This window comes from Propionibacterium cyclohexanicum (assembly GCF_900111365.1).
GTDB lineage: Bacteria > Actinomycetota > Actinomycetes > Propionibacteriales > Propionibacteriaceae > Propionibacterium > Propionibacterium cyclohexanicum.
Map to the genome: position 1 here is coordinate 33,262 of NZ_FOGZ01000012.1, position 22,610 is coordinate 55,871.

Here is a 22,610-nt window from a genome sequence, read left to right on the forward strand (position 1 = left end):
CAGCCTATCGAAAGACGAGCCTGCAGTGCCGAGGGCGAGCTCACGCGCGCACCTGGCCCTCGCCGGTCAGGACATACTTCGTCGTTGTCATCTCTGTCAGGCCCATGGGGCCGCGGGCATGCAGTTTCTGGGTGGAGATGCCGATCTCGGCACCGAAGCCGAACTCGCCGCCGTCCACGAAGCGGCTTGAGGTGTTGACGAGCACGGCTGCCGCGTCGACCTCGGAGGTGAAGCGACGCTGGCTTGCCAAATCATTGGTGATGATGGTCTCCGAATGGCCAGTGGAGTATCTGCGGATGTGCGCCACTGCGGCGTCGAGATCGTCCACCACCCGGCACGCGAGATCGAGGGAGAGGTATTCGGCCTCGTACTCGTGCTCGCCTGCCGGCACGATGCGCTCGTCCATCGCCACGCTGGCCTCGTCACCGTGCACCGTGACGCCGGCCTCGCGCAGCGCATCAACGGCCGCTGGCAGGAAGCTCGCGGCGATCTGGCGGTGCACGAGCAGTGTCTCCAGGGCATTGCACACGCTGGGACGCTGGGTCTTGGCGTTGAGGATCACTCGCAGGGCCAGCGCCCGATCGGCACTGGCATCCACGAACAGGTGGCAGTTACCGGTGCCCGTCTCGATCACCGGCACCTGCGAGTCCTCGACGACGGTGCGGATCAGTCCCGCACCGCCACGCGGAATGAGCACATCGATCTGACCCCGGGCCGCCATCATCTGCTGGGTCGTCTCATGCCCACCCTCAACGAGGTTCACCGCGTCGGAAGGCAGCCCGGCGTCCTCCAGGCCACAGCGCAGGGCCGTGACGACGGCTCGGTTCGATTCCAGCGCGCTTGAACTGCCCCGCAGCAGCGTGGCGTTGCCCGACTTCAGGCAGATCCCGGCCGCATCCGCAGTGACATTGGGCCTGGCCTCATAGATGATTCCCACCACGCCGAAGGGAACTCGACGCTGATCGACATGCACGCCATTGGGCAGATCCCAGCCACGGACCACCTGGCCCACCGGGTCGGCCAGAGCCGCGAGATCGCGCAGGCCCTTCGCCATGCCGGCGATCCGTTCGGCGCTGAGGCTGAGCCGATCGATCATGGCCTCCGGTGTGCCCGACTGCCGTGCCCGCTCCACATCGAGTCTGTTGGCGCCCAGCACGGCGTCCGTGTTGGCCAACAACGCCTGCGCCATCGATACCAGAGCGGCGTCCTTGAGCTGGCGCGCCGAACCGGCGAGGATGCGTGCCGCAGCACGGGCGCGGGGAGTGATCTCGGTTACCTGCACCAGCCCAGCCTACAATCCGGCCGCCACAGGCTCCTCCTCGGCGGATGGCGACTCACATGCCGGTGTGGTTCATGAGCACGAGCATGTCGCGGTGGATGACCTCCCGCTCGTACTCCACCCCCAGCTCGGCGGCCAGTTCTGCCGAATTGCGCCCAAACATGGCCGGCAGCTCCTCGCTGGAGAAGTTCACGATGCCCCGCGCGATGACGCTGCCGTCGCCGGCAGCGAGCTCCACCGGATCGCCCGCCGCGAATTCTCCGCTTATCCCGGTGATGCCGGCTGCGAGCAGGGAGGCATGACGTCCGGTGATGGCGCGCACCGCCCCGGCATCGAGGACAATCCGCCCTCGTGCCTCGGACGCGAAGGCAAGCCACAGCAGCCGTCTGGGCCGGCGGTGGTCGATAGGGGCGAAAACGGTGCCACCATCGATGCCTGCCAGCGCCTTGGCGGCGTCCTTGGCCTTGGCCATCATGACCGGGATGCCGGCGCACGCGGCGATTCGGGCGGCCTGGATCTTCGTGGTCATGCCACCGCTGCCGACCCCGGCGCTGCCAAGGCGATGGGTGTCCACATGGAGATTCTCCACGTCGGGGACGAAGCCGATCCGCACCGCGTCGGGGTCGTCGGGGTGGGCGGTGTACAGCGCGTCGACATCGCTGAGCAGCACCATGGCATCGGCTCGAACCAGTTGCGCGACGAGTGCCGCGAGCCGGTCATTGTCGCCGAAGCGAATCTCGTGGGTGGCCACCGTGTCGTTCTCGTTGACAATGGGCAGGACGCCCATCCGCAGCAGCGTGCCGAAGGTCCGCAGCGCATTGCGGTAGTTCGACTGACGAGTCACGTCATCGACGGTGAGCAGCACCTGCCCGACCCGGATACCTCGCCGGGCGAAGCCCTGCGCGTAGTGCTCCATGAGCAAACCCTGGCCCACCGCCGCGGCGGCCTGCTGATGGGCGAGGTCGCGGGGCCGGCGGCTCAGGCCCAGCGGGCGCAGCCCGGCAGCGATCGCCCCGGAGCTGATGAGCACGATATCGCGTCCGCCTTCGTGAGCGGTCGAGAGCGTGCCGACGAGCTCGTCGAGACGCTCGTCGTCCAAGCCCTTGGTGGCGCTGGACAACGAGGACGAGCCGATCTTCACCACGATGCGCCGAGCATTGCCGATGGCCGCCCGCACCTGCTCCTCGGATTCGATCGAGGGTTCAGCGCTCGTCGTCACGGTCGGCTCCGCTGTACTCCTCCAGCTCGTCGGCGGGATCATGGAAGGTCCACTCCACCTCGACACCCTCACCCTCGTCAGCGGACCCGTCTTCGGCCGATCCCGGCCGGTCTGCGGATTGCGCCCGGATGGCATCGAGGTGTTCGGCGCGCACCCGGCGCCAGTCGGCGGTGCGGTCGTCACCCATCATCTCCGAGCGCTCGGCGTGGTACGCCGCATCGCGTTCGCGGCGCCTGCGCACCGACGCCCGCTCCTCGAGCAGCCGCTGGTCCTCGCCGCGCCGCGAGAGCAGTTCGGCACCTACGTCGACCTGCGGCGCGAAGTCGAAGACAACCGGATGCTCGCCGGCACCGATGGCCACTGCATCATGGGCCCGGGCACCCAGGCTCAACAGCTCGTCCTCAACGCCGAGGCGATTGAGGCGATCGGCTAGATAGCCGACTGCCTCGTCATTGCTGAAATCCGTTTGACGCACCCAGCGTTCTGGCTTCTCGCCGCGCACCCGCCAGACGAAGCCGCCCGCTCCGTCGCCCATCTTGCGGATGGTGAAGCCCTGCGACGAGGCAACCGGCTGGGGTCGCACGACGACGTGGCCCTCCTCGGGCTGGGGCTGGGCGGCACGCTGCTCGCTGACCAGGCCAGCCATCGCGAAAACCAGCGCGTTGAGACCCTCAGAGGTCTTCGCCGAGGTCTCGAAGACCAGATATCCCCGCTCCTCGAGCTGGGGGCGGGCCATGTCGGCGATCGTGCGGGCGTCAGGCACGTCGATCTTGTTGAGGGCCACCAGCCGGGGCCGGTCCGCAAGTCCGCCGTGAGCCGTCAACTCGGCCTCGATGGTGTCCAGATCGCTCAACGGATCGCGGCCCGGCTCGTAGGTGGCTGCATCGATGACGTGGACTATCGCCCGGCAACGCTCGATGTGGCGCAGGAAGTCGTGGCCCAGCCCTCGACCCAGCGAGGCACCCTCGATGAGGCCCGGCACGTCGGCCACGGTGAAGGTGACATCGCCTGCCTTCACGACCCCGAGGTTCGGCACCAGGGTGGTGAACGGGTAGTCGGCGATGCGAGGCTTGGCGGAGCTGATGGCGGCGATGATGCTGGATTTTCCGGCGGAGGGGAACCCGACCAGCCCGACGTCGGCCACCACCTTGAGTTCGAGCTGGATCTCGCGACTCTCACCCTCTTCGCCGAGCAGCGCGAACCCGGGTGCCTTGCGCGCCTTCGAGGCGAGTGCCTCGTTGCCCAGACCGCCATTGCCACCCTGGGCGACCACGACCTCGATGACGGCGCCAGTGAGATCGGCCAGTACCTCGCCGGTCTCGATATCGCTCACCACGGTGCCCTCGGGCACCGGCAGGACGACATCGTCGCCCGCCGAACCCGCTTGATGGTCGCCGCGGCCGGGCTGGCCATTGGCGGCCTTGCGCTCGGAGATGCGGTGGTAGTCGACCAGCGAGTTCACATTGGGATCGACGCGCAGCACGACGGATCCACCCCGCCCGCCGTTGCCACCGTCGGGGCCGCCGAGCGGCTTGAACTTCTCACGGTGCACCGAGGCGCATCCGTTTCCCCCGTCACCGGCGCTGACGCGCAGACGGACGCGATCGACGAATGTAGGAATGGCCATAGGGTGACTTTCTGCTCGATGCGGTGGTGCCATCTCGATGCGGTGGTGCCATCCTAGTTTTCCCGTGCCCGGCGAAGCGCAGCTGTGGAGCAGGCTCGACCTGCGGACAGCGCGAGGGGCCGGTCGCAAGACCGGCCCCCCGTACGATGGATGGGTATGCCGTGATCAGGCATCTCGACCTGTCACGGTCACGATGCCGTGATCGGGAGTCAGGCGGTGAGCTCCGCGGTCTTCGGCTCCTGCGAGGGCGTGGGGTCGATGTTCACGACTCGGCGCCCGCGCTTCACTCCGAACTCCACCTTGCCCTCCACGAGAGCGAAAAGCGTGTCGTCCGAACCCCGCCCGACACCCTCGCCGGGATGGAAGTGCGTACCACGCTGACGGACGAGAATCTCACCGGCGTTGACCTGCTGACCGCCGAAACGCTTCACTCCGAGGCGCTGGGCATTCGAGTCGCGGCCGTTGCGGGAGCTGGAACCAGCCTTCTTGTGTGCCATCTGTATCTCCTCAGGCGTTGATTCCGGTGACTTTGACCCGGGTGTAGTGCTGACGATGTCCCTGGTGACGCCGATGACCGGTCTTGTTCTTGAACCTCAGGATATGGATCTTCGGGCCCTTGGACGGGCCGAGGATCTCAGCTGTCACCGAGACCTTGCCAAGAGCATCCTTGTCGGTGGTGATCTCCTTGCCGTCCACCACGAGCACCGGCTCGAGCGCCACACTGCTGCCGACCTCGTCGGAGATCTTGTCGATCTCCACGACGTCGCCCACTGCCACCTTGTGCTGGCGGCCGCCACTGCGCACGATCGCGTACATGACTGACCCACTCCCTCTTCCGAACCGCCTTCGGCGGCTTCGCTCGGTTCCTGCCGGCACAGCCGACATCCTGATCCTGTGCCGGCCACGCCGACATCATTCCTGCAATCGGCTCAGCCGACCTGCCTGCATCTGCCAGGCAGTATCAGCGAACTGATTCGCCGAATCCGCCGATGGCACCGGTCCCGCGTCCACTCCGTGCGGGGTCGAAAGACCCCGTGTTGGCGAACGCACCGAGGGGCAAGATTACCGTCTCGGTCCGGTCGTGGTCAAACTGCGGCGCGGCCTCCACCGCTGGGCACCCGGGCTACTTCCCGCCACGCGAGCGGTGTGAACCCTTGCGATGACGGTCACCGCCGTCGGCCGGCGCCTGTGATTCGACCGGCTCGTCGTGTCGCACGTATCCGCGACCGCCACAGGCCTCGCACTCCTCGGTGAACGCCTCGGCAAGCCCGGTGCCGATCCGCTTGCGCGTCATCTGCACCAGCCCGAGCGAGGTCACCTCGCTCACCTGATGGCGGGTCCGGTCGCGCCCCAGGCACTCCACAAGGCGGCGCAGCAACAGTTCACGGTTGGCGGGAAGCACCATGTCGATGAAATCGACGACGATGATGCCGCCCAGGTCACGCAACCTCATCTGGCGCACGATCTCCTCGGCCGCCTCCAGGTTGTTCTTCGTCACGGTTTCCTCGAGATTGCCACCCGAGCCGATGAACTTTCCGGTGTTGACGTCGATGACATTCATCGCCTCGGTGCGGTCGATGACCAGCGAACCGCCGGAGGGAAGGAAGACCTTGCGCTCCAGCGCCTTGGAGATCTGCTCGTCGATGCGGTACTCCGAGAAAGGATCCCCCTTCTCGGGATCCCAGCGATGCAGGCGCTCACGCAGCGAACCGGCCACGTGCTCGACATAGCCGTCGATGGTCTCGAAGGCATCCTCGGGGCCACCATTGCCGGCCACGACGAGTTCACTGAAATCCTCGGTGAACAGATCGCGCACGATCCTCAAGGTGAGATCCGGCTCGGCATAGAGCTGCTGGGGGGCGTTGCCCGAGGAGGCCTTCTTCTGGATGACCGCCCACTGGGCCTTGAGCCGCTCGACGTCTTGGTGCAGCGCCTCCTCGGTGGCACCCTCCGCGGCCGTGCGCACGATGACCGAGGCCGACTCGTCGACCGCCCCGTTGACGATGCTCTTGAGGCGGTGGCGCTCGGCATCGGACAGCTTGCGACTGATCCCCGACAGATGCCCGTCGGGAGAGTAGACGACATAGCGCCCCGGCAGTGAGATGTGCGCGGTGAGACGGGCGCCCTTGGCGCCGATCGGATCCTTGCTCACCTGTACCAGCAGTGTCTGCCCGGGGGTCAGTGCCGACTGGATGGTGTGGGCACCGCCCGGATTCTCCATGGCATCCCAATTCACCTCGCCGGCATAGAGCACGGCATTGCGTCCACGCCCGATGTCGATGAAGGCAGCCTCCATGCTGGGCAGCACGTTCTGCACCTTGCCGAGGTAGATGTTGCCGATCAACGAGGTGGACGCCTTGCGGTCGACATAGTGCTCCACGAGGACACCGTCCTCGAGGACGGCCAGCTGGGTGTAGTCCTCGCGCTGGCGGATGATCATCTTGCGGTCGACGGACTCCCGACGGGCCAGGAACTCGGCCTCGGTGAGGATCGGTGCACGACGGCGACCGGCCGCCCGGCCCTGCTTACGGCGCTGCCGCTTGGCCTCCAGCCGTGTCGACCCTTCGATACCGGTCACCTCGTCGGCCAGGTTGTGGCCCGATTCGTGCAATCGGGGGGCCAGGCTGTCCGAACCGTCCTCCTCGGCTCCCGTGGTCTCATCGGAGTGGCGGCGACGACGGCGACGACGACGGTGCTGCGAGCCGGCCGATTCGGCGTTGTCGCCCTGGTCCGCGGGGTCCGCCTCCTCGGTTTCGTCCGTCTCGTCCTTGTCCGAGCCAGGCTGCTCGTCCTCGGATTCCTCATCCCCCACATCCGCGCCTCGCCGGCGGCGGCGTCCGCCGCGACGACGGTGGCGGCGTCGGGGGGTGGAATCGGCGTCCTCGGAGTCCGGCTCGGATTCCTCCTCCTCGGTCTCCTCAGGGCCTTCCTCGGTCTCCTCGGGAGTCTCCTCGTCCGCCGGCCGCGAGACGGCAGGTGTCTCGTCGCCGGAAATCGCCGCGACGAGCGATTCCAGCACTGCCTCCTTGTCGGCCGGGATGTCTGCCTCATCGGCTTGCGCCGGGGAGCCGGGCTGGACGGTCTTGCGCCGACGGCCTCGGCTCCGGACGCTCTTCTCCGCTTCCGCGATCGCGGAGTCCACATCCTCCGCCGGGGCGCTGCGCATGGACTCGGCCTCGGGTGCGGGCTCGACGCGGCGGCGCTGGCCGCGCCGGCGCTTGGGCCGTGCGGCCTCGGGCTCGTCCGGTTCCTTCGAGTTCTCCTGCCCCTGGGGCTCCTCGGACAAAGCGACCGCGTTGGCCGGCTCACCGTGAGCTGAGGTCCGCACGGCAGTGGTCCTGGCGGCCTTGCGGGTGCGGGTCCTCTTCGGGCCGACCTCGCGCATCACGGCGGCGATCGCCGCCGCCACCGGATCCTCCTCGACGGCACTGTCACCGGCCCGCTCGCCCGCCGGTTCGTCGACAGATCCCCCGGCCGAGTCGCTGGAGGCGTGTTCGCCGGACACTGGCTGGGAGGACGGCCCGTCGTCGGTCACCACCTCGGCATCCGCCGTGGTCCCGGCGTGGGTCTCGTCGTGGGTCTCGGCATCCGCCGTGGTCCCGGCGTGGGTCTCGTCGTCCGTCACCGGCTCGGGCTCCGCCTCGTGGGCCGTCAGGCCCGCTCGGGTGGGCTCGGCCAGCGCGGCGCCGGCGTCCGTGGAAGCATCGGGGGTGCTGGTCGCAGCGGTGTCGGTCTGGGTTGTGCCGGCGGTCGGATTCGTCCCCGCATCCTCGTCGAGGCTCCCCAGACCGGGCGCGGACTCACCTGCGGTGATCTCGCCGTGGCGCCCCGCGGGGGCATCGAGAATCGGGCGCGTGCCCGACGGCCCCGCGAAGACCTCCGGCGGTCCCGCCGGCCTACTGGCGGCGCGTCGCCCGCGCGGCGGTCGGGGCAACCCGTCATCGGGTTCGCTGGAGGACGTGGACGTGGCTTCATCGAGCATGTGGTGCTCCTCTTGCACCTCAATGGGTGCAGGTCAGTCGCAGATCAGTGCGACAAAAGCTGGCGGATTCCGCAGGCGCCTGGCGGTCCCCCGCGGTCGATTTCTCGTCGCGGTGAGGACACCAAGGTTCTGCGAGTTCGGACCCCGGATGAAGGTCCTTACCCACTGGCAAGTATGACACAGCACTGCGGGTCCGCTCGCGCCTCACGCGCCGAGGCAGGGCGATTCGCGCGGCGTGGACCTAGATTCCGCGGGTGCGACAGGTCCCGGAGGTATCGGACATCTCGGGGCCATCAGGAGCCAGCGTTGCACAGTCAGCGCGCGGATCGGCGAGCGGATCGGCTATGACCCCGTCACCGGCCAGCGGTCCCTGAGATTCACGGGTGAACAGACCCGGATGGTCGCCGCCCAGCCCCGGACAGAGCACCCGCAGCGCTGCCACGATGTCGTCGGGACGCACCAGGGGCACGAGATGGCGAAGAGTCACCGCCACCGCAGGCCCCTGAGGAGCCGATGTCCACTGTGCGGGCCATTGGTTCACCGACATCGCGAGGATTGCCGGGCGTACGTCCACGACGCGCCCGCCGGACCGCCCGACCCGCTGGGCCCGCACCGCGGGCGCGTCCAGCAGACGGGCGACTGCGGCACGAAGCAGAGCCTCGTCGAGATCGCCCAGTGCGATCCACCACCGGGAGGCCTCCAGCAGCTCGGCAAGCTTCGGGCGCCGAGTCTCCACGATGTGGCTGATCCGGAAACCCTGCGGGAGTGCTTCGTCGAGCCGCGCGGCGATCTCCCGCGGATCACTGGGCTCGGCCAGCGCGATGTCGAGGTATTCGGCAAAGGACTGTGCCGAAGTCGGGGCGGGATTGGCATAGCTGATCCTCGGGTGTGGCGAGAATCCCGACGAATAGGCCATCGGCACTCCGGCACGGCGCAGCGCCCGCTCGAAAGCGCGGGCGAAATCACGAGGACTGGCGAACCGGGCCGGGCCCAGCTTCGAATAGCACAGCCGCAGATGCTGCACTGCCGGCGGCTGGCGGGGTGGTTCGCGCCCGGTCATATCCCGATGCTAGGGCGTCGACCCCTCCCCGGGCGCGCCGCCTCGGGCCCGGGCGGCATCCAGATCGCCGATGAGCCGACTGAGCAGATCCTCCAGCGCGGTGATCTCGGCGGGCGTCCACCGGCTCATCGCCGCACCGAAGGAGCGGCCCATCGAGTCCGCCATCTCGCGGGCAGCCGCCCTGCCTTCCGCCGTGAGATGAACCACCACGACGCGGTGGTCGCCGGGATCCGGGGTGCGCACGAGCAGCCCTCGGCTCTCCAGGTGGAAGACCTGGACACTCATCGTCGATCTGTTGACCTGCTGCCAGTGGGCCAGATCGCTCATCGCGAGCGGTCCAGTCTCGAGCAGATGCAGCAGCAGCCACATATCGGCCACGGAGAATTCCCGATGACGTCCGCCCTGGAGCCAGCTGCGGGTGGCGGGTCGGGTCAGCATGCGGGCCAACTCCATGGCGCGACCATGCACCTGCTGCGATTCCGGCATGCAACCTCCCGTGGCTTCTTGGACCACATCATGTCGAGGGTATTGAATGGTTTGTAGTATCGAAGTATTCCGCACCGCTGTCCACTCCGAAAGGCTCCCCCTGTGGTCCCACCTCTCGTCTGGATCGTGACCCTCGCCGTCATCATCGGACTCCTGGCCTTCGATTACTTCGCCCACGTACGCAAGGCCCACTCTCCCGGGCTCAGGGAAGCCGCGATCTGGTCCGGCATCTATGTGGGCCTGGCCCTGCTGTTCGGCGTGCTCGTCACGATCTTCGGCGGCACCGACATGGGTGGGGAGTACTTCGCGGGATACATCACCGAGAAGGCACTGAGCGTCGACAACCTATTTGTCTTCCTCATCATCATGACGAGCTTCAAGGTGCCACGAGCAGCCCAGCAGAAGGTGCTCCTGTTCGGCATCGTCTTCTCCCTCATCGCGCGCAGCGGATTCATCCTCGTCGGAGCGGCGTTGATCAATCGCTTCTCGTGGGTCTTCTACTTCTTCGGGCTTGTGCTGCTCCTCACCGCCGGTCACACCATCAAGCCCGAGGACGAGGAACACCACGGGGACGAGGCCGACAACATCATGATCCGCCTGGCGCGGCGCGTCTTGCACACCTCCGAGCACTACGACGAGGACAGGCTGGTCACGACAGTGGGCACGCGCCGGATGATGACCCCGATGGTGCTCGTGATGGCCGCCATCGGTGGCACCGACATCCTGTTCGCGCTCGACTCGATTCCCGCCATCTTCGGCCTGACCCAGAGCATCTTCATCGTGTTCACGGCCACGGCCTTCTCGCTCATGGGATTGCGCCAGCTGTTCTTCCTCATCGACGGCCTGCTGGACCGGCTCATCTATCTGTCCTACGGGCTTGCCGCGATCCTCGGATTCATCGGCGTGAAACTCATCCTCCACGCCCTTCACGAGAACACGGTGCCCTTCATCAACGACGGGGAGCCGGTGCATGTGGTGGAGGTCAGCACCTTCTTCTCCCTGGCAGTGATCGTCGCCGTGCTGGCCGTCACCGTCGTCGCGTCCCTGCTCAGTCCGGCCGGCAAGGCGCAGGCAGCGATCACCGGAATGCGTCACCTCACCGCGCAATACCTCGACCTCGACTACGAGTCCGATCCGGAAAAGCGTGAGCAGATCTATGAGCACCTGGTCTCGGCGATCGCGAAGGTGGACGCGCTGGCCCCGAAATATCGCGCCACGCTGCATACTGAGACCGAGTTGATGGCCTCGGTCGACCTGGCCCACTCCATGCATGCCCAATGGCGTGGCGCCGGAGGCTCGGGCGTTCTCGACAGTACGGGAGGCCGATCGTGAGCGCACTCGTCCTGCGACAGATCCGCTGGACGAATGTCGCACCCCTCGTCGCCTTCGTCGCGCTGCTCATCACCTGGAACTGGCATCCGCCGACCTTCGTGTCGATCCTGCTGTTCGCGCTACTGGTCGCCGCGGTACTCTCCGCCGTCCATCACGCCGAGGTGGTCGCCGAGAAGGTGGGCGAACCATTCGGGTCACTGGTGCTCGCCGTGGCGGTGACAGTGATCGAGGTGGGGCTCATCCTCACCCTCATGGCCGGGGGCAACAGCTCGGAGACGCTGGCGCGCGACACGGTCTTCGCGGCTGTGATGATCACCGTCAACGGCATCATCGGCATATGCCTGGTCATCAGTTCCAGCACCGACGGCATCGCCCGGTTCAGTGCCCGGGGCAGCACCGGGGCACTGGCCACCGTGGCGGCCTTGTCGGGAATCTGCCTCGTGCTGCCCAGCTATACGGTGAGCAACCCGAACCCGGTCTTCACGCCGAGTCAGCTCGCCTTCGCCGGCATCTCCTCGCTGGTCCTGTACGCCATGTTCGTCTCGGCCCAGACGGGCCGCCACCGCAGCTTCTTCCTTCCGGTGGACATGAAGGGACGGACGATCCACACAACCCCGGCCAACCACAATCCGACACTGCGCTCCACCATCAAGAGCCTTGTGCTGCTGCTCATCGGCCTCATCAGCGTGGTGGGGCTGGCCAAGCTGCTCTCCCACACGATCGAGCTCGGAGTCACCGCGGTCGGACTGCCCAACAGCTTCGTAGGCGTCATCATCGCCTTCATGGTGCTCGCTCCCGAGACGCTGGCCGCGATCAGGGCGGCCCGCAACGACCGTCTGCAGGTGAGCCTCAACCTGGCGCTCGGCTCGGCCACCGCCAGCCTCGGCCTGACGATCCCCACCCTTGCCGTGGCGATGATCTGGTTCCCGGGCGAGCTCCAGCTAGGACTCAGCCCCCTGCAGATCGTGCTCCTGTGCCTCTCGATCGTCATCGCCATCCTCACCGTCCTGCCCGGGCGTGCCACCCGGCTCCAGGGTGGGGTGCACCTCGTCATGCTCTCGGCATTCATCTTCCTGGCAGCCAACCCCTGACCTGACCGCACGGACGCCGCCCGGACGATCAGCGCCGGACGGCGCTCAAGGGCAGTGAGCCGGCGGAGCTGGCCAGCCCGATGTCGACTCCCAGGTGGGGGCATACGCCGCAGTCGGAGCACTCGTCCCATCGGCAGTCCGCCAGCTGGGTGGCTGACTGGGCGGCGCGGTACTCGTCCCACAGCCAACCTCGGTCCAACCCGGCGTCCAGATGGTCCCATGGCAGCACCTCGAACTGCGTGCGGGCCCGGGTGGTGTACCACTCGACGTCGACGCCCTGGGCGCCGAGTTCATGAGCGGCGCATTGCATCCAGCGATCCTGGTCGAAGTACTCGCTCCAGGCGTCGAAGCGGGCACCGGCCCGCCAGGCAGCCTCGACGACCCGGCCCACCCGACGATCGCCGCGCGCCAGCAGGCCCTCGATCACGCCCGGACCACCGTCCGCGTAACGCACGGCGATGGCATGGCGACATGTGGGATCGCTCCGCACGCAGTCGCGCAGGAGGCCGATCCGGTGGTCGACGAGATCGGCGGGCGCCTGGCCGGCCCACTGGAAGGGAGTGTGCGCCTTCGGCACGAAACCACCGATGCTGACCGTGCAGCGGATGTCGCGGCTGCCGCTGATCTGGCGACCGGTGCGCACGACGCGTTTGGCCAGCTCGCCGATGGCGAGCACATCGTCATCGGTCTCGGTGGGCAGGCCGCACATGAAGTACATCTTGACCGAGCGCCAGCCCTGTCCGAAGGCGGCCGAGACCGTCGCCATGAGGTCCTGCTCCGTGATGTTCTTGTTGATCACGGCGCGCAGCCGTTCACTGCCGGCCTCCGGGGCGATCGTCAGGCCACTGCGACGTCCATTGCGGGACAGTTCGCGGGCCAGCTCGACGCTGAAGGCGTCCACCCTGGTGCTGGGGATACTGAGCGAGACATTGCTCCCGTCCAGATCCTGTGCCAACGTACTGGCCAGCGGCCCGATCTGGCTGTGGTCAGCGCTCGACAGGCTGAGCAGGCCTACCTCAGCCAGCCCGGTGGCAGACCGCCCTGCATCGACCATCGAGCGGATCGTGTCGAGCGAGCGTTCTCGGACCGGACGCGTGATCATGCCGGCCTGGCAGAACCGGCATCCGCGGCTGCAGCCCCGGAAGATCTCCACCGAGTAGCGCTCGTGCACCGTCTCGGCCAGCGGGACGATCGGCGCCTTGGGATAGGGCCACTCGTCGAGTTCGGTGAGGACCCAGCGCCGGACGGCGGCAGGCAGCCCGGGCCGGATGGCGGCAACCCTTTCGATCTGGTGATCCGAGCCGTACCGGACCTCGTAGAAACGCGGCACATAGAAGTCCCCGCGCTGGGCCAGCGCATCGAGCAGGCCGTCTCGTCCTCCGGGACAGCCTGCCGCCCGCCAGTCGCGCAGCAGCTCGCTCAGCGCGATGGCGGCCTGCTCCCCATCACCGAGCACCACGACATCGACGAAATCGGCGATCGGTTCGGGATTGAACGCACAGTGTCCTCCCACCACGACCAGCGGATCGTTCTCGGTGCGTTCGGCGCTGTGCAGCGCTACTCCGGCCAGGTCGAGGATCTCCAGGAGATTGGTGAAGTCGAGTTCGGTGGACAGCCCGAAGCCGATGACGTCGTAGCCACCGATCGGGCGATGGCTCTCGAGCGTGAATTGGTGCACGCCGGCATCGCGCATGAGGCCGGCCAGATCGGGCCAGATGGCGAAGCTGCGTTCCGCACTGGCCCAGCTCAGCTCATTGATGATCTCGTAGAGCACCGCGAGGCCCTGGTTCGGCGCGCCGACCGCGTAGGCGTCGGGATAGCACAGCACCCAATGCACCTGGACCTCGTGCCAGGGACGCAGACGCGAGTTGATCTCGCCGCCCACATACTGCACTGGGGTGGACACGCGCGCCAAGAGCGGCTCCAGTTCAGCGAACTGCGAACCCGGTTCCGGCCGCGTCGCGCCGCTCATCGCTGCTCGCGGAGCGGATCCTGGCCGGTGCCCTCGTTCACCGGGCGGCCGTGCTCGTCCCAGGGGGTTCCCATGGGTGGTGCGCTGGGCTGCCAGATCGGACGCTGACCGTCGGGAACGACGCCCGCCTGCGCCGTGGGCGGCACTGCGTCCTGCGCCGTGGGCGGCACTGCGTACCTCCCGGTGGGTGCCGAGGGCACAGCCGCCTTGGGCTCGGGTCCAGTTCCTGGGGCACCGTCTGCCAGCTGCCTGCGGGCCGCCGCAGGCTCGGTTGTCCAGCTCGCCGCAGGCTCGGTTGTCCGGCTCGCCGCAGGCTCGGTTGTCCGGCTCGCCGCAGGCTCGGTTGTCCGGCTCGCCGCAGGCTCGGTGACAGCGAATGGCTGCCCAGCCGGTGCCGCGCTCGATACGATGCCGCGGCGGCGGGCCCGCCAGGTAATGATCAGCGCACCTGCGGCGACGACGACGAGCTGGACGAGTATCCACGGGCTTGCGGTGCCGGCCGAGCGGTCGAACATCCGGCTGAAATCGGTGAAGGGCAGGAAGAGCATACTCGACAGATTGTTGACGACGTGCATGGCGCTCGATGCCTCCAGGCCGCCCGACTCGTAGCACAGATAGCAGGCTGTCGCCCCGAAGCAGAAGTAGTAGACATTGAGCCAGGGATCCTGGGCGCTGTGGGCGAGCATGAAGGCGAACGAGCTGACTGCTCCGCCGAGCAGCGCGGAGATGATGGAGGTGAGCTTGCTCGACTGCGGGACGAAGCTTGCGACCGCCCGGTTGAGCAGACCGCGGAACCCGAACTCCTCGCCGACGCATTGCAGCGGTGTGGTGAGCAGCACGGCGGCGATCATGACACCGGTGTCCTTGGTGACCCTCAGCGTCGTGGCGTCACCGGCCGAGCCCGGGAGGAACGAACTGACCACGGACATGATGACCCACAGCGGTGCGAGCCAGCCGATGCAGCCGAAGAACCAGCGCCAGCGGAAACGCCCCAGCACGCTGCTCATCCAGCCCGGACGCTGTCCGTGCAAGGCGCCGACCGCCCAAGCGAGCAGAATGCATGCCGCCAGGGAGAGATTGTTGAGTGTGAACAGGCTCGGGGTCAGCCCGCCACCCTGCTCGAGCTGCTCGGCGTGCTCGGCGATTCCCACGCGCCCCGTGGCCGCATCGATAATGAGCGCGGCAATGGACATGATGAGACTGAGCGCGAAATAGCCGCCCACTCCGATCGCGAGACCGAGTAGCGGCTTCCACAATGCCCAACGGGGTGTCCGCCAGAATCCGTGATATCTCGTCGCCACCACCGGCAGCGAGGGCCTCGGCCGACGAGGCCGCGCCGCGGCGGCCCAGCTGCCCGGCCCTTGGGCAGGGGGGATGCCCTCCTGATCGGCATGAGGTCGAGCGGGCCATCCGGGCTGGGCCGGCCAGGGCTCGGGCGGGGCTCCGGTCATCGCAGGTCCGGGAACCACAAGGCGATCTCACGCGCTGCCGAGGCGGGCGAGTCCGAGGCGTGCACGAGATTCTGCTGGTTGCTCACGCAGAAGTCGCCTCGGAGGGTGCCCGGGGCAGCTTTCACGCCGTCGGTTGCGCCGTTGATGGCGCGTACGGCCTCGATCGCGTGCTCGCCCTCGATCACCATGGCCACGAGCGGACCGGAGGTGATGAAGTCGATGAGGCTTTGGTAGAAGGGACGCTCCACATGCTCGGCGTAGTGCTGGGAGGCCAGCGTGACGCTGACCCGGCGCAATTCCAGGGCAATCACGTCGAGACCCTTCGCCTCGTACCGGGCGATGATCCTGCCGACGAGGTGGCGCCTCACGGCATCGGGCTTGGCGAGGACGAGTGCGCGCTGAACATCTGACACGAGGCCACTGTATCCCGAGGCACTGCGTGCTTTTCCTGCCCGTGGATGCCCCAATTGCGGCAAATGGACGCCAAGGGGGCACTGTTGGGTCAGTTTCGTCCCGGCCCGGCATCCGCCGGGGGCTCGGGCGCATCTGCGACGCTGAACTGCAGCGGATCTGCCGACCGCTGGTCGCCGGTGACCCCCAGCAGTTCGCGTGCCTGCCCCGCGAGCCAGACCGAGCCCGCGACGAGTACCCCGCCCCGCTCGCCGCCAGCTTGCGCAAGGTTCATGGCGGCGTCCAGGGCGGTGGCCACGTCCTGGGCGCGGTGCACCCGCGCGCTGCCGAAGATGTCCTCGGCAATCTCGGCGAGCTCGTCGACAGGCATCGCCCGGGGACTGTCCGAAACCTTGGTGACGACAATGGAGTCCATCGACTCCTCGAAGATGCCGAGGACGGCGTCCACCTGCTTGTCGGACATCATCGCCACCACGCCCACCAGGGGATTGATGTCGAATGCCTCGCTCAGCGCGGCCATCGTCGCCTGGGCACCTTGCGGGTTGTGGCAGGTGTCGAGCACGACCGTGGGTTCGCGGTGCACGGTCTCCAGACGTGCCGGGGCCTTCACCTGGGCGAAGCCGGTCTCGATGAGCTTGGGTTCGAGACCCTTGCCTCCGAGGAACGCCTCCACCGCGGCGACCGAGACCGCCGCATTGTGGGCCATGTGCGCTCCGTACAGCGGCAGGTGCAGATCGGCGATCGGCCCCGAGGCCGTCTGGATCTGCACGAGCTGCCCGCCGACCGCCAGCTGACGGTCGAGCAGCCCGAAGTCAACACCTTCACGCACCATGGGCACGCCCACCTCGAGGCAGCGTTCCTGGAGCACCATGGCAGCCTGCGGCTCCTGGTCCGCAAGAACCGCGATCGAACCCGCCTTGATGATCCCTGCCTTCTCGGCAGCGATCTGGGCGATCGTGTCACCCAGGTACTCCATGTGGTCCAGCCCGACCGGACCCACCACCGCCACTGAGGCGTCTGCCACATTGGTGGCGTCCCAGCGCCCTCCCATGCCGACCTCCATGACCATGACGTCGACCGGGGCATCGGCGAAGGCGGCAAAGGCCATGCCCGTCATCACCTCGAAGAAGGTCATCGCGATCCCGCCGAGTTGTTGCTCATCGACCATGGCCACCATCGGTTCGATTTGATGCCAGATGTCGTCGAATCGGGCAGAGCTGATGGGCCGGCCGTCGATGCAGATGCGTTCGCTGATGTCCTGCAGATGCGGTGAGGTGAAGCGTCCGGTGCGCAAGCCCATGGCGCGCAGCAGGGAGTCGATGATGATGGCCGTGCTCCCCTTGCCGTTCGTGCCCGTGATCTGGATGACCGGAGCGGCATGCTGGGGCGAACCCAGCAGCTCGCACAGCGCTGAGATGCGCTCCAAGGACGGTCCGGGACGGTTCTCGGGCCATCGGCTGCAGATCTGCTCGACGATACGGCGATGGGCCCCGCTGGGCGCACCGGCCGAGCCGGTGATGGATTCGGGAATTCGCATGGTGGACATCGGCACAAGCCTACCGAGGCAGCGCTACCCGAGCTCGTCAAGATGTTGAAAACGAAATGAAAAGCTGGTCGACTAGAATCCGGCACGTTGCCGGGGCCTGGCGCCCTGGATGCACGAGCCGCATCGTCCGCCACAGGACGAATCCGATCGATGCTGCTGTGCAGCAGCACACCACAAACCGGAAGGTTGGCCATGGCTTCGAAGAAGGCCCCGAACAACGGCACCGGAAGCAAGGTCTCTGCCAGCAGGCGCGAGGCGCTGCGGCAGGCCCAGGCGCTGGCAGCAGCCCGCCAGCGCCGCATCCGCAGGATCGTCATCGTCATCGCGGGGATCGTCGCAGCCGCCATCGTCGCCCTGGTGGTTCTTGGCGCCACCGGCGTCATCGGCGGTTCCTCGTCGAAGCCCGGCTCCACCACGACCGGGACGCAGATCGTGCCGCCCAACGCGACTTCGGACAAGACCGGCATCATGGCGACCATCGGCACCAACAAGCAGGCCCCGGTCCTGGTGAGCATCGAGGACTTCCAGTGCCCGGTCTGCAAGCAGTACGAGACGATCTACGGTCCGGTCTTCGAATCACTGGCCAGGGGCGGCAAGATCCAGCTCGAGTACCGGATGCGCTACTTCCTCGACCAGAATTTCAACAACAGCTCCTCGGTCCAGGCCGCCAGGGCTGCCGGCTGCGCGGACACTGTGGGGAAGTTCTCCCAATACCACGACGCGGTGTACGCGAACCAGCCGAAGACTGAGGGACAGGGCTATACCCAGGAGCAGCTGCGCATCACCTTCGCCGAGCAGGCCGGGATCACCGGGGACGCCCTCACCTCCTTCCAGTCCTGCTATGACCAGAACCAGACGGCCGAGTTCACGACCGGCGTCGACAACGCTGCGGCAAAGGCCGGATACAACTCCACGCCCACCTTCGTGGTGAACGGCAAGACCGTCCAGTTCAGCCAGCAGAACCCCACCGCCGACTACGTGATGTCGGTGATCAACTCCGCCGCCTGAGCGCACCATGAGCGGCGAATCCACCCCCACGCCGCTCGATAGGATGTGGGCCATGACTCTCGCAGCTGCCTCGAACACCGTTCCTGCTCCCTCATCCGAGTGGCAGGTACCCGCGAGGCCAGTACTGGAGGGTCTGGAGGAGAAGTGGTCCGCGGCCTGGGAGGATGCGCAGGTCTACGCCTTCCGCCGGCCCCAGGCCCGCCACCAGGTGTTCAGCATCGACACCCCGCCCCCCACCGTCTCCGGTGCACTGCACGTGGGCCACGTCTTCAGCTACACCCACACCGATGTCATTGCCCGCTACCAGCGAATGCTGGGCAAGCAGATCTTCTACCCGATGGGATGGGACGACAACGGGCTGCCCACCGAGCGGCGGGTGCAGAACTTCTACGGGGTGCGCTGCGATCCGTCCATCCCCTATGACCCGGACTTCACCCCGCCGGCGAAGCCGAATCCCAAGAGGCAGCTGCCGATCAGCCGCCGCAACTTCGTGGAGCTGTGTCACGAGCTGACGCGCATCGACGAGAAGGCCTTCGAGCACCTGTGGCGCCAGGTGGGCCTGTCAGTGGACTGGTCGCAGCTGTACACGACGATCGGCGCAGAGACCCAGCGGATCTCCCAGCTGGCCTTCCTGCACAATCTCGAGCGGGGCGAGGCCTACATGAGCCAGGCTCCCACGATGTGGGATGTCACCTTCCAGACCGCAGTGGCCCAGGCCGAGCTCGAGGCCCGCGACTACCCCGGGGCCTATCACCGGCTCGCCTTCCACCGCCCGGATGGGCAAGACGTGTTCATCGAGACGACGCGTCCCGAGCTTCTGGTCAGCTGCTGCGCGCTCATCGCCCATCCCGACGACGAGCGCTACAAGCCATTGTTCGGCACATCTGTGAGGACGCCGTTCTTCGGAGTCGAGGTGCCGGTGTTGGCGCACCCGGCAGCCGAGATGGACAAGGGTGCCGGTATCGCGATGTGCTGCACCTTCGGCGATCTCACCGACGTGCAGTGGTGGCGTGAGCTGCGACTGCCGACCCGCACGGTGATCGGGCGCGACGGCCGGCTGCTGGGCGAGCCGCCTTCCTGGCTGCCCGATGCCTCCTGGTATATGGAGCACCTTGCCGGAAAGACGACGTTCTCGGCACGCGAGGCGATGGTCACCAAGCTGCGCGAGACCGGTGAGATGGACGGCGAACCCAGGCCCACCCAGCGCATGGCGAACTTTTACGAGAAGGGCGACAAGCCTCTCGAGATCGTCTCGACGCGCCAGTGGTACATCCGCAACGGCGGACGCGACGACGAGCTGAAGAGGGCCCTCCTGGAGCGAGGCGAGCAGCTCGATTTCGTGCCCGAGCACATGCGTTACCGCTACTCGAACTGGGTGGAGGGGCTCAACGGCGACTGGCTGATCAGCCGCCAGCGCTTCTTCGGTATCCCCTTCCCGTTGTGGTACCCGCTCGACCAGGCCGGCGAGCCGGACTACGCGCACCCGCTGGTGGCTGATCCGGCCACCCTGCCGGTTGATCCGAGCACGGACTGCCCGGCTGGATTCGGCCCGGAGCAACGCGGCGTGCCCGGTGGCTTCATGGCCGACCCCGACGTGATGGACACCTGGGCGACGAGCTCCCTGAGCCCCGAGATCGTCTGCGGCTGGCAACGCGATCCCGAGCTGTTCGGCCTCACCTTCCCGATGAACCTGGCCCCCCAGGCGCACGACATCATCCGCACCTGGCTGTTCAGCCGGGTGGTGCGGGCCCACTTCGAGTTCGGCGAGCTGCCCTGGAAGCGTGCCACGATCTCGGGCTTCGTCACCGATCCCGACCGCAAGAAGATGAGCAAGTCGAAGGGCAATGTCGTGGTGCCCACCGACATCCTCGAACGGTACGGTGCCGATGCGGTGCGCTGGAGGGCAGCAATGGCCCGACCCGGAATGGACTCCCCCTTCGACGAACGACAGATGAAGGTGGGCCGGCGACTGGCCATGAAGGTGCTCAATGCGAGCAAGTTCGTGCTCGGGATGGGCGCGCCCACCGGTCCCGAGGCCATCGCGGACGATGTCGACCTTGCCGAGCTGGCTGCCCTGCGCTCGGTGATCGTTCGCGCCACCGAGGCGCTGGACCGCTACGACTACACGAGCGCCCTCGAGGTCACCGAGGAGTACTTCTGGAGCTTCTGCGACGACTACCTGGAACTGGTCAAGGAGCGCGCCTACGGCGCCAATGGCCCCCAGGGCGCGGCATCGGCCAATGCCAGCCTCCAGCTGGCGCTGTCGGTGCTGCTGAGACTGCTGGCTCCCTATCTGCCCTTCGTCACCGAGGAGGTGTGGAGCTGGTGGCATGAGGGTTCGGTTCACACTGCCGGGTGGCCGGTCGTCGGCGAGCTGCCCGCCGGCGGCGACCCCGAGCTGGTCACCGACGTGGCGGCAGCACTGATCCTGGTCCGGGGCGCGAAGTCGGACGCCAAGGTCTCCATGAAGACCCCGGTGACCTCGATCACGATCCACGGGCCGGCCTCGGCACTCGACCACCTGAGGGCCGTCGAGGCAGATCTGCGTGCGGTGGGCCACATCAGCGCCGACATCGCGTGGGAACCTGGCGCCGATGAGATCGGCGCGGACATCACCCTGGGCGACGCGCCGGTTCGGGTCAAGCACTGAGCGTCGCCGTGGTGAGGGCGCCGGCGCGTGCGCCTCGCCGCGGCAGTTCGCGGCCGCCCTACCGTCGGTCCCGCATCTCCTGCATCGCGCGGGCTCGGTCACACAGGGCATCGAATTCGCGAGGATGACCGAGCAAGAGCACGGGGGTGCCCTCGGTGGCCTCGTGCCAGCCGCGCATCTGGGCCCGCTTGCGGGCGAAGCTACGGAAGTGCCACCGGATGATCGAGTCGGAGCCGAGTGCCTGTGCCAGGGTCTCGCGGTTGCCATTGCAGATCTGGACACCGTCGCGCACCCTGGCGACGGTGCGGCTCATCAGACGGCCCAGGCTCAACCAGCGCGGATAGTCCAGCGCGATCACGAGCTCCGCCCGGGAGTGGACCTCGTCACGGTAGCCGCTGTAGGCGGAGTCGAGGATCCACCGGTCCCCAGCGACGATCCGGGCGGCGATCTCTCGCTGGTCGGCCTCGTCGCGCGCCTGCCGCCCCGGCAGCCAGCCGATCTCCTCGTCGACCAGGTGCACCGGCAGACCGAGCAGGGCGCCCAGCCTCATGGCAGCAGTGGACTTTCCCGCGCCACTCACGCCGTAGAACAGGATGCGTCGCGCGGACAGCACATCGTCACCACGGGCGGCAGGCACGACGCCCATTCTGGCACGCCCGTCCACCCAACGGCGCCCCTGGGCGCCGGTCCACCCGGCGGCGCCCCTGGGCACCGGTCCACCCGGCGGCGCCCCTGGGCACCGGGTCTGTTCGGGTCAGCCAGCCTCTGCCCGGCAGGCCGGGCCGCGCTCAAGCCCGATCTCGTCAAGGCTGGTCACCCGGATCACCGATCCCTGCCCGTCGTCACCGGCACGCCGGCCCTCGGCGCGCCGGTCCACCCATATCGCGCTGAGCCCGGCCAGGCTGGCTCCCCGGGCATCGCGGTACAGGTCGTCCACATAGCCCACCTCGCCAGGATCGCAGCCCAGGGTCTGGCAGACAGCCCGGTAGGCGCCCGGATCCGGCTTGCCGGCAGGTAGCTGGTCGCAGGAGAAGACCGCCGCGAAACTGTCCTGAAGGCCGAGCCGGTTCACCTTCATCCGGGTCATGTGCTCGGCCGAGTTCGACAGCACCGCTATCGGCACGCCCGCCGCGCTGGCCTGCCCGATGAGACGCAGCGCATCCTCATAGGCGCGGCAGCTGCGCTCGAAAGCGTCACGGTAGACCTGTTCGAAACAGCCGAACTGCGAGTCGTCCACCTCAGTGCCCAATTCGGCTGCAAGCGCGTCCAGTCGTCCACGGCGCATCTCCCGGAAGCCGATGCGACCGGTCGAGAAGCGCTCGAACCACCCGGCCTCGTCAACGACATAGCGGCGCACCGCCTCGGTGCGCAGGGGGCTGGACAGCGCGGGCCACAGCGCCTCGACCCCGGCCCGCAAGCCGATGTCCATCGCCTCACTCGTACGGTTGACCGTGTCGTCCATGTCGAGGACGCATGCACGGACGCGCAGGAGCACG

The 22,610-nt window shown here is 67.5% G+C and carries 18 protein-coding genes; 4 read left to right on the forward strand and 14 right to left on the reverse strand.

Annotation, left to right across the window (positions count from 1 at the left end; genetic code table 11):
- Positions 1 to 40 precede the first annotated feature (40 nt).
- The 8 genes from BMX93_RS07015 to BMX93_RS07050 all read right to left on the reverse strand — a co-directional run bounded on the left by BMX93_RS07015 (position 41) and on the right by BMX93_RS07050 (position 9,653).
- A complete protein-coding gene (locus tag BMX93_RS07015; protein ID WP_091969468.1) occupies positions 41 to 1,282 on the reverse strand; it encodes a glutamate-5-semialdehyde dehydrogenase in 1,242 nt (413 codons plus the stop codon).
- Positions 1,283 to 1,334: 52 nt separating this feature from the next.
- The gene (proB, locus tag BMX93_RS07020; RefSeq protein WP_425438769.1) at positions 1,335 to 2,498 is read right to left on the reverse strand and encodes a glutamate 5-kinase; all 1,164 of its coding nucleotides are present in this window, start codon (positions 2,496 to 2,498) and stop codon (positions 1,335 to 1,337) included.
- Positions 2,482 to 4,125: a GTPase ObgE gene (gene obgE, locus BMX93_RS07025; RefSeq protein WP_091969471.1), complete on the reverse strand. Its 1,644-nt coding sequence runs from the start codon at positions 4,123 to 4,125 to the stop codon at positions 2,482 to 2,484. The genes proB and obgE overlap by 17 nt, the downstream gene beginning before the upstream one ends.
- Before the next feature lie 209 nt (positions 4,126 to 4,334).
- A complete protein-coding gene (gene rpmA / locus BMX93_RS07030) occupies positions 4,335 to 4,622 on the reverse strand; it encodes a 50S ribosomal protein L27 (protein ID WP_091969473.1) in 288 nt (95 codons plus the stop codon).
- 10 nt (positions 4,623 to 4,632) lie between these two features.
- Positions 4,633 to 4,941: a 50S ribosomal protein L21 gene (gene rplU / locus BMX93_RS07035; RefSeq protein WP_091969475.1), complete on the reverse strand. Its 309-nt coding sequence runs from the start codon at positions 4,939 to 4,941 to the stop codon at positions 4,633 to 4,635.
- A 307-nt stretch (positions 4,942 to 5,248) separates the two neighbouring features.
- Complete coding sequence (locus BMX93_RS07040) at positions 5,249 to 8,107, reverse strand: Rne/Rng family ribonuclease (RefSeq protein ID WP_091969477.1); 2,859 nt, start codon at positions 8,105 to 8,107, stop codon at positions 5,249 to 5,251.
- 241 nt (positions 8,108 to 8,348) lie between these two features.
- Positions 8,349 to 9,167, reverse strand: coding sequence for a TIGR03936 family radical SAM-associated protein (locus tag BMX93_RS07045; protein ID WP_091969479.1), 819 nt, complete (start codon positions 9,165 to 9,167; stop codon positions 8,349 to 8,351).
- Between the two features lie 9 nt (positions 9,168 to 9,176).
- Entirely contained in the window at positions 9,177 to 9,653 is a 477-nt protein-coding gene (locus BMX93_RS07050; RefSeq protein ID WP_091969482.1) for a MarR family winged helix-turn-helix transcriptional regulator, read from the reverse strand.
- Between the two features lie 102 nt (positions 9,654 to 9,755).
- Here BMX93_RS07050 and BMX93_RS07055 point away from each other — a divergent pair, with 102 nt between their 5' ends.
- Both BMX93_RS07055 and BMX93_RS07060 read left to right on the forward strand, forming a co-directional pair.
- Positions 9,756 to 10,985, forward strand: coding sequence for a TerC family protein (locus BMX93_RS07055; protein ID WP_091969484.1), 1,230 nt, complete (start codon positions 9,756 to 9,758; stop codon positions 10,983 to 10,985).
- Positions 10,982 to 12,076, forward strand: coding sequence for a calcium:cation antiporter (locus BMX93_RS07060; protein ID WP_342735561.1), 1,095 nt, complete (start codon positions 10,982 to 10,984; stop codon positions 12,074 to 12,076). Before BMX93_RS07055 ends, BMX93_RS07060 begins: the two co-directional genes overlap by 4 nt.
- Before the next feature lie 28 nt (positions 12,077 to 12,104).
- Here BMX93_RS07060 and BMX93_RS07065 read toward each other — a convergent pair whose 3' ends face one another.
- From BMX93_RS07065 to BMX93_RS07080, 4 genes are all read right to left on the reverse strand, one after another.
- Entirely contained in the window at positions 12,105 to 14,048 is a 1,944-nt protein-coding gene (locus BMX93_RS07065; protein ID WP_091969499.1) for a TIGR03960 family B12-binding radical SAM protein, read from the reverse strand.
- Complete coding sequence (locus BMX93_RS07070; protein ID WP_177170108.1) at positions 14,045 to 15,304, reverse strand: CPBP family intramembrane glutamic endopeptidase; 1,260 nt, start codon at positions 15,302 to 15,304, stop codon at positions 14,045 to 14,047. Before BMX93_RS07070 ends, BMX93_RS07065 begins: the two co-directional genes overlap by 4 nt.
- A 191-nt stretch (positions 15,305 to 15,495) precedes the next feature.
- Positions 15,496 to 15,912 (reverse strand): nucleoside-diphosphate kinase, encoded by a 417-nt coding sequence (gene ndk, locus BMX93_RS07075; RefSeq protein WP_091969503.1) that lies wholly within the window; start codon positions 15,910 to 15,912, stop codon positions 15,496 to 15,498.
- An 89-nt stretch (positions 15,913 to 16,001) separates the two neighbouring features.
- Entirely contained in the window at positions 16,002 to 17,456 is a 1,455-nt protein-coding gene (locus BMX93_RS07080) for a bifunctional folylpolyglutamate synthase/dihydrofolate synthase (RefSeq protein ID WP_245725776.1), read from the reverse strand.
- Between the two features lie 192 nt (positions 17,457 to 17,648).
- Between BMX93_RS07080 and BMX93_RS07085 the strand changes: the two genes are divergently transcribed.
- Both BMX93_RS07085 and valS read left to right on the forward strand, forming a co-directional pair.
- The gene (locus tag BMX93_RS07085; protein ID WP_091969505.1) at positions 17,649 to 18,464 is read left to right on the forward strand and encodes a DsbA family protein; all 816 of its coding nucleotides are present in this window, start codon (positions 17,649 to 17,651) and stop codon (positions 18,462 to 18,464) included.
- A gap of 52 nt (positions 18,465 to 18,516) precedes the next feature.
- Positions 18,517 to 21,114 carry a valine--tRNA ligase gene (valS, locus tag BMX93_RS07090; RefSeq protein WP_245725777.1) on the forward strand — a complete coding sequence of 866 codons (2,598 nt, stop codon included), beginning with the start codon at positions 18,517 to 18,519 and terminating at the stop codon, positions 21,112 to 21,114.
- Between the two features lie 58 nt (positions 21,115 to 21,172).
- Here valS and BMX93_RS07095 read toward each other — a convergent pair whose 3' ends face one another.
- Both BMX93_RS07095 and BMX93_RS07100 read right to left on the reverse strand, forming a co-directional pair.
- Complete coding sequence (locus tag BMX93_RS07095; RefSeq protein ID WP_091969568.1) at positions 21,173 to 21,751, reverse strand: P-loop NTPase family protein; 579 nt, start codon at positions 21,749 to 21,751, stop codon at positions 21,173 to 21,175.
- A 117-nt stretch (positions 21,752 to 21,868) separates the two neighbouring features.
- Complete coding sequence (locus BMX93_RS07100) at positions 21,869 to 22,609, reverse strand: HAD family hydrolase (protein ID WP_177170109.1); 741 nt, start codon at positions 22,607 to 22,609, stop codon at positions 21,869 to 21,871.
- Position 22,610 lies beyond the last annotated feature (1 nt).

Excerpts from the sequence above, each read along its gene's own strand:
- obgE (WP_091969471.1), bottom strand. The coding sequence starts at position 4,125 with ATGGCCATTCCTACATTCGTCGATCGCGTCCGTCTGCGCGTCAGCGCC.
- rpmA (WP_091969473.1), bottom strand. The coding sequence starts at position 4,622 with ATGGCACACAAGAAGGCTGGTTCCAGCTCCCGCAACGGCCGCGACTCG.
- rplU (WP_091969475.1), bottom strand. The coding sequence starts at position 4,941 with ATGTACGCGATCGTGCGCAGTGGCGGCCGCCAGCACAAGGTGGCAGTG.
- BMX93_RS07040 (WP_091969477.1), bottom strand. The coding sequence starts at position 8,107 with ATGCTCGATGAAGCCACGTCCACGTCCTCCAGCGAACCCGATGACGGG.
- BMX93_RS07045 (WP_091969479.1), bottom strand. The coding sequence starts at position 9,167 with ATGACCGGGCGCGAACCACCCCGCCAGCCGCCGGCAGTGCAGCATCTG.
- BMX93_RS07050 (WP_091969482.1), bottom strand. The coding sequence starts at position 9,653 with ATGCCGGAATCGCAGCAGGTGCATGGTCGCGCCATGGAGTTGGCCCGC.
- BMX93_RS07065 (WP_091969499.1), bottom strand. The coding sequence starts at position 14,048 with ATGAGCGGCGCGACGCGGCCGGAACCGGGTTCGCAGTTCGCTGAACTG.
- BMX93_RS07080 (WP_245725776.1), bottom strand. The coding sequence starts at position 17,456 with ATGTCCACCATGCGAATTCCCGAATCCATCACCGGCTCGGCCGGTGCG.
- BMX93_RS07085 (WP_091969505.1), top strand. The coding sequence starts at position 17,649 with ATGGCTTCGAAGAAGGCCCCGAACAACGGCACCGGAAGCAAGGTCTCT.
- valS (WP_245725777.1), top strand. The coding sequence starts at position 18,517 with ATGACTCTCGCAGCTGCCTCGAACACCGTTCCTGCTCCCTCATCCGAG.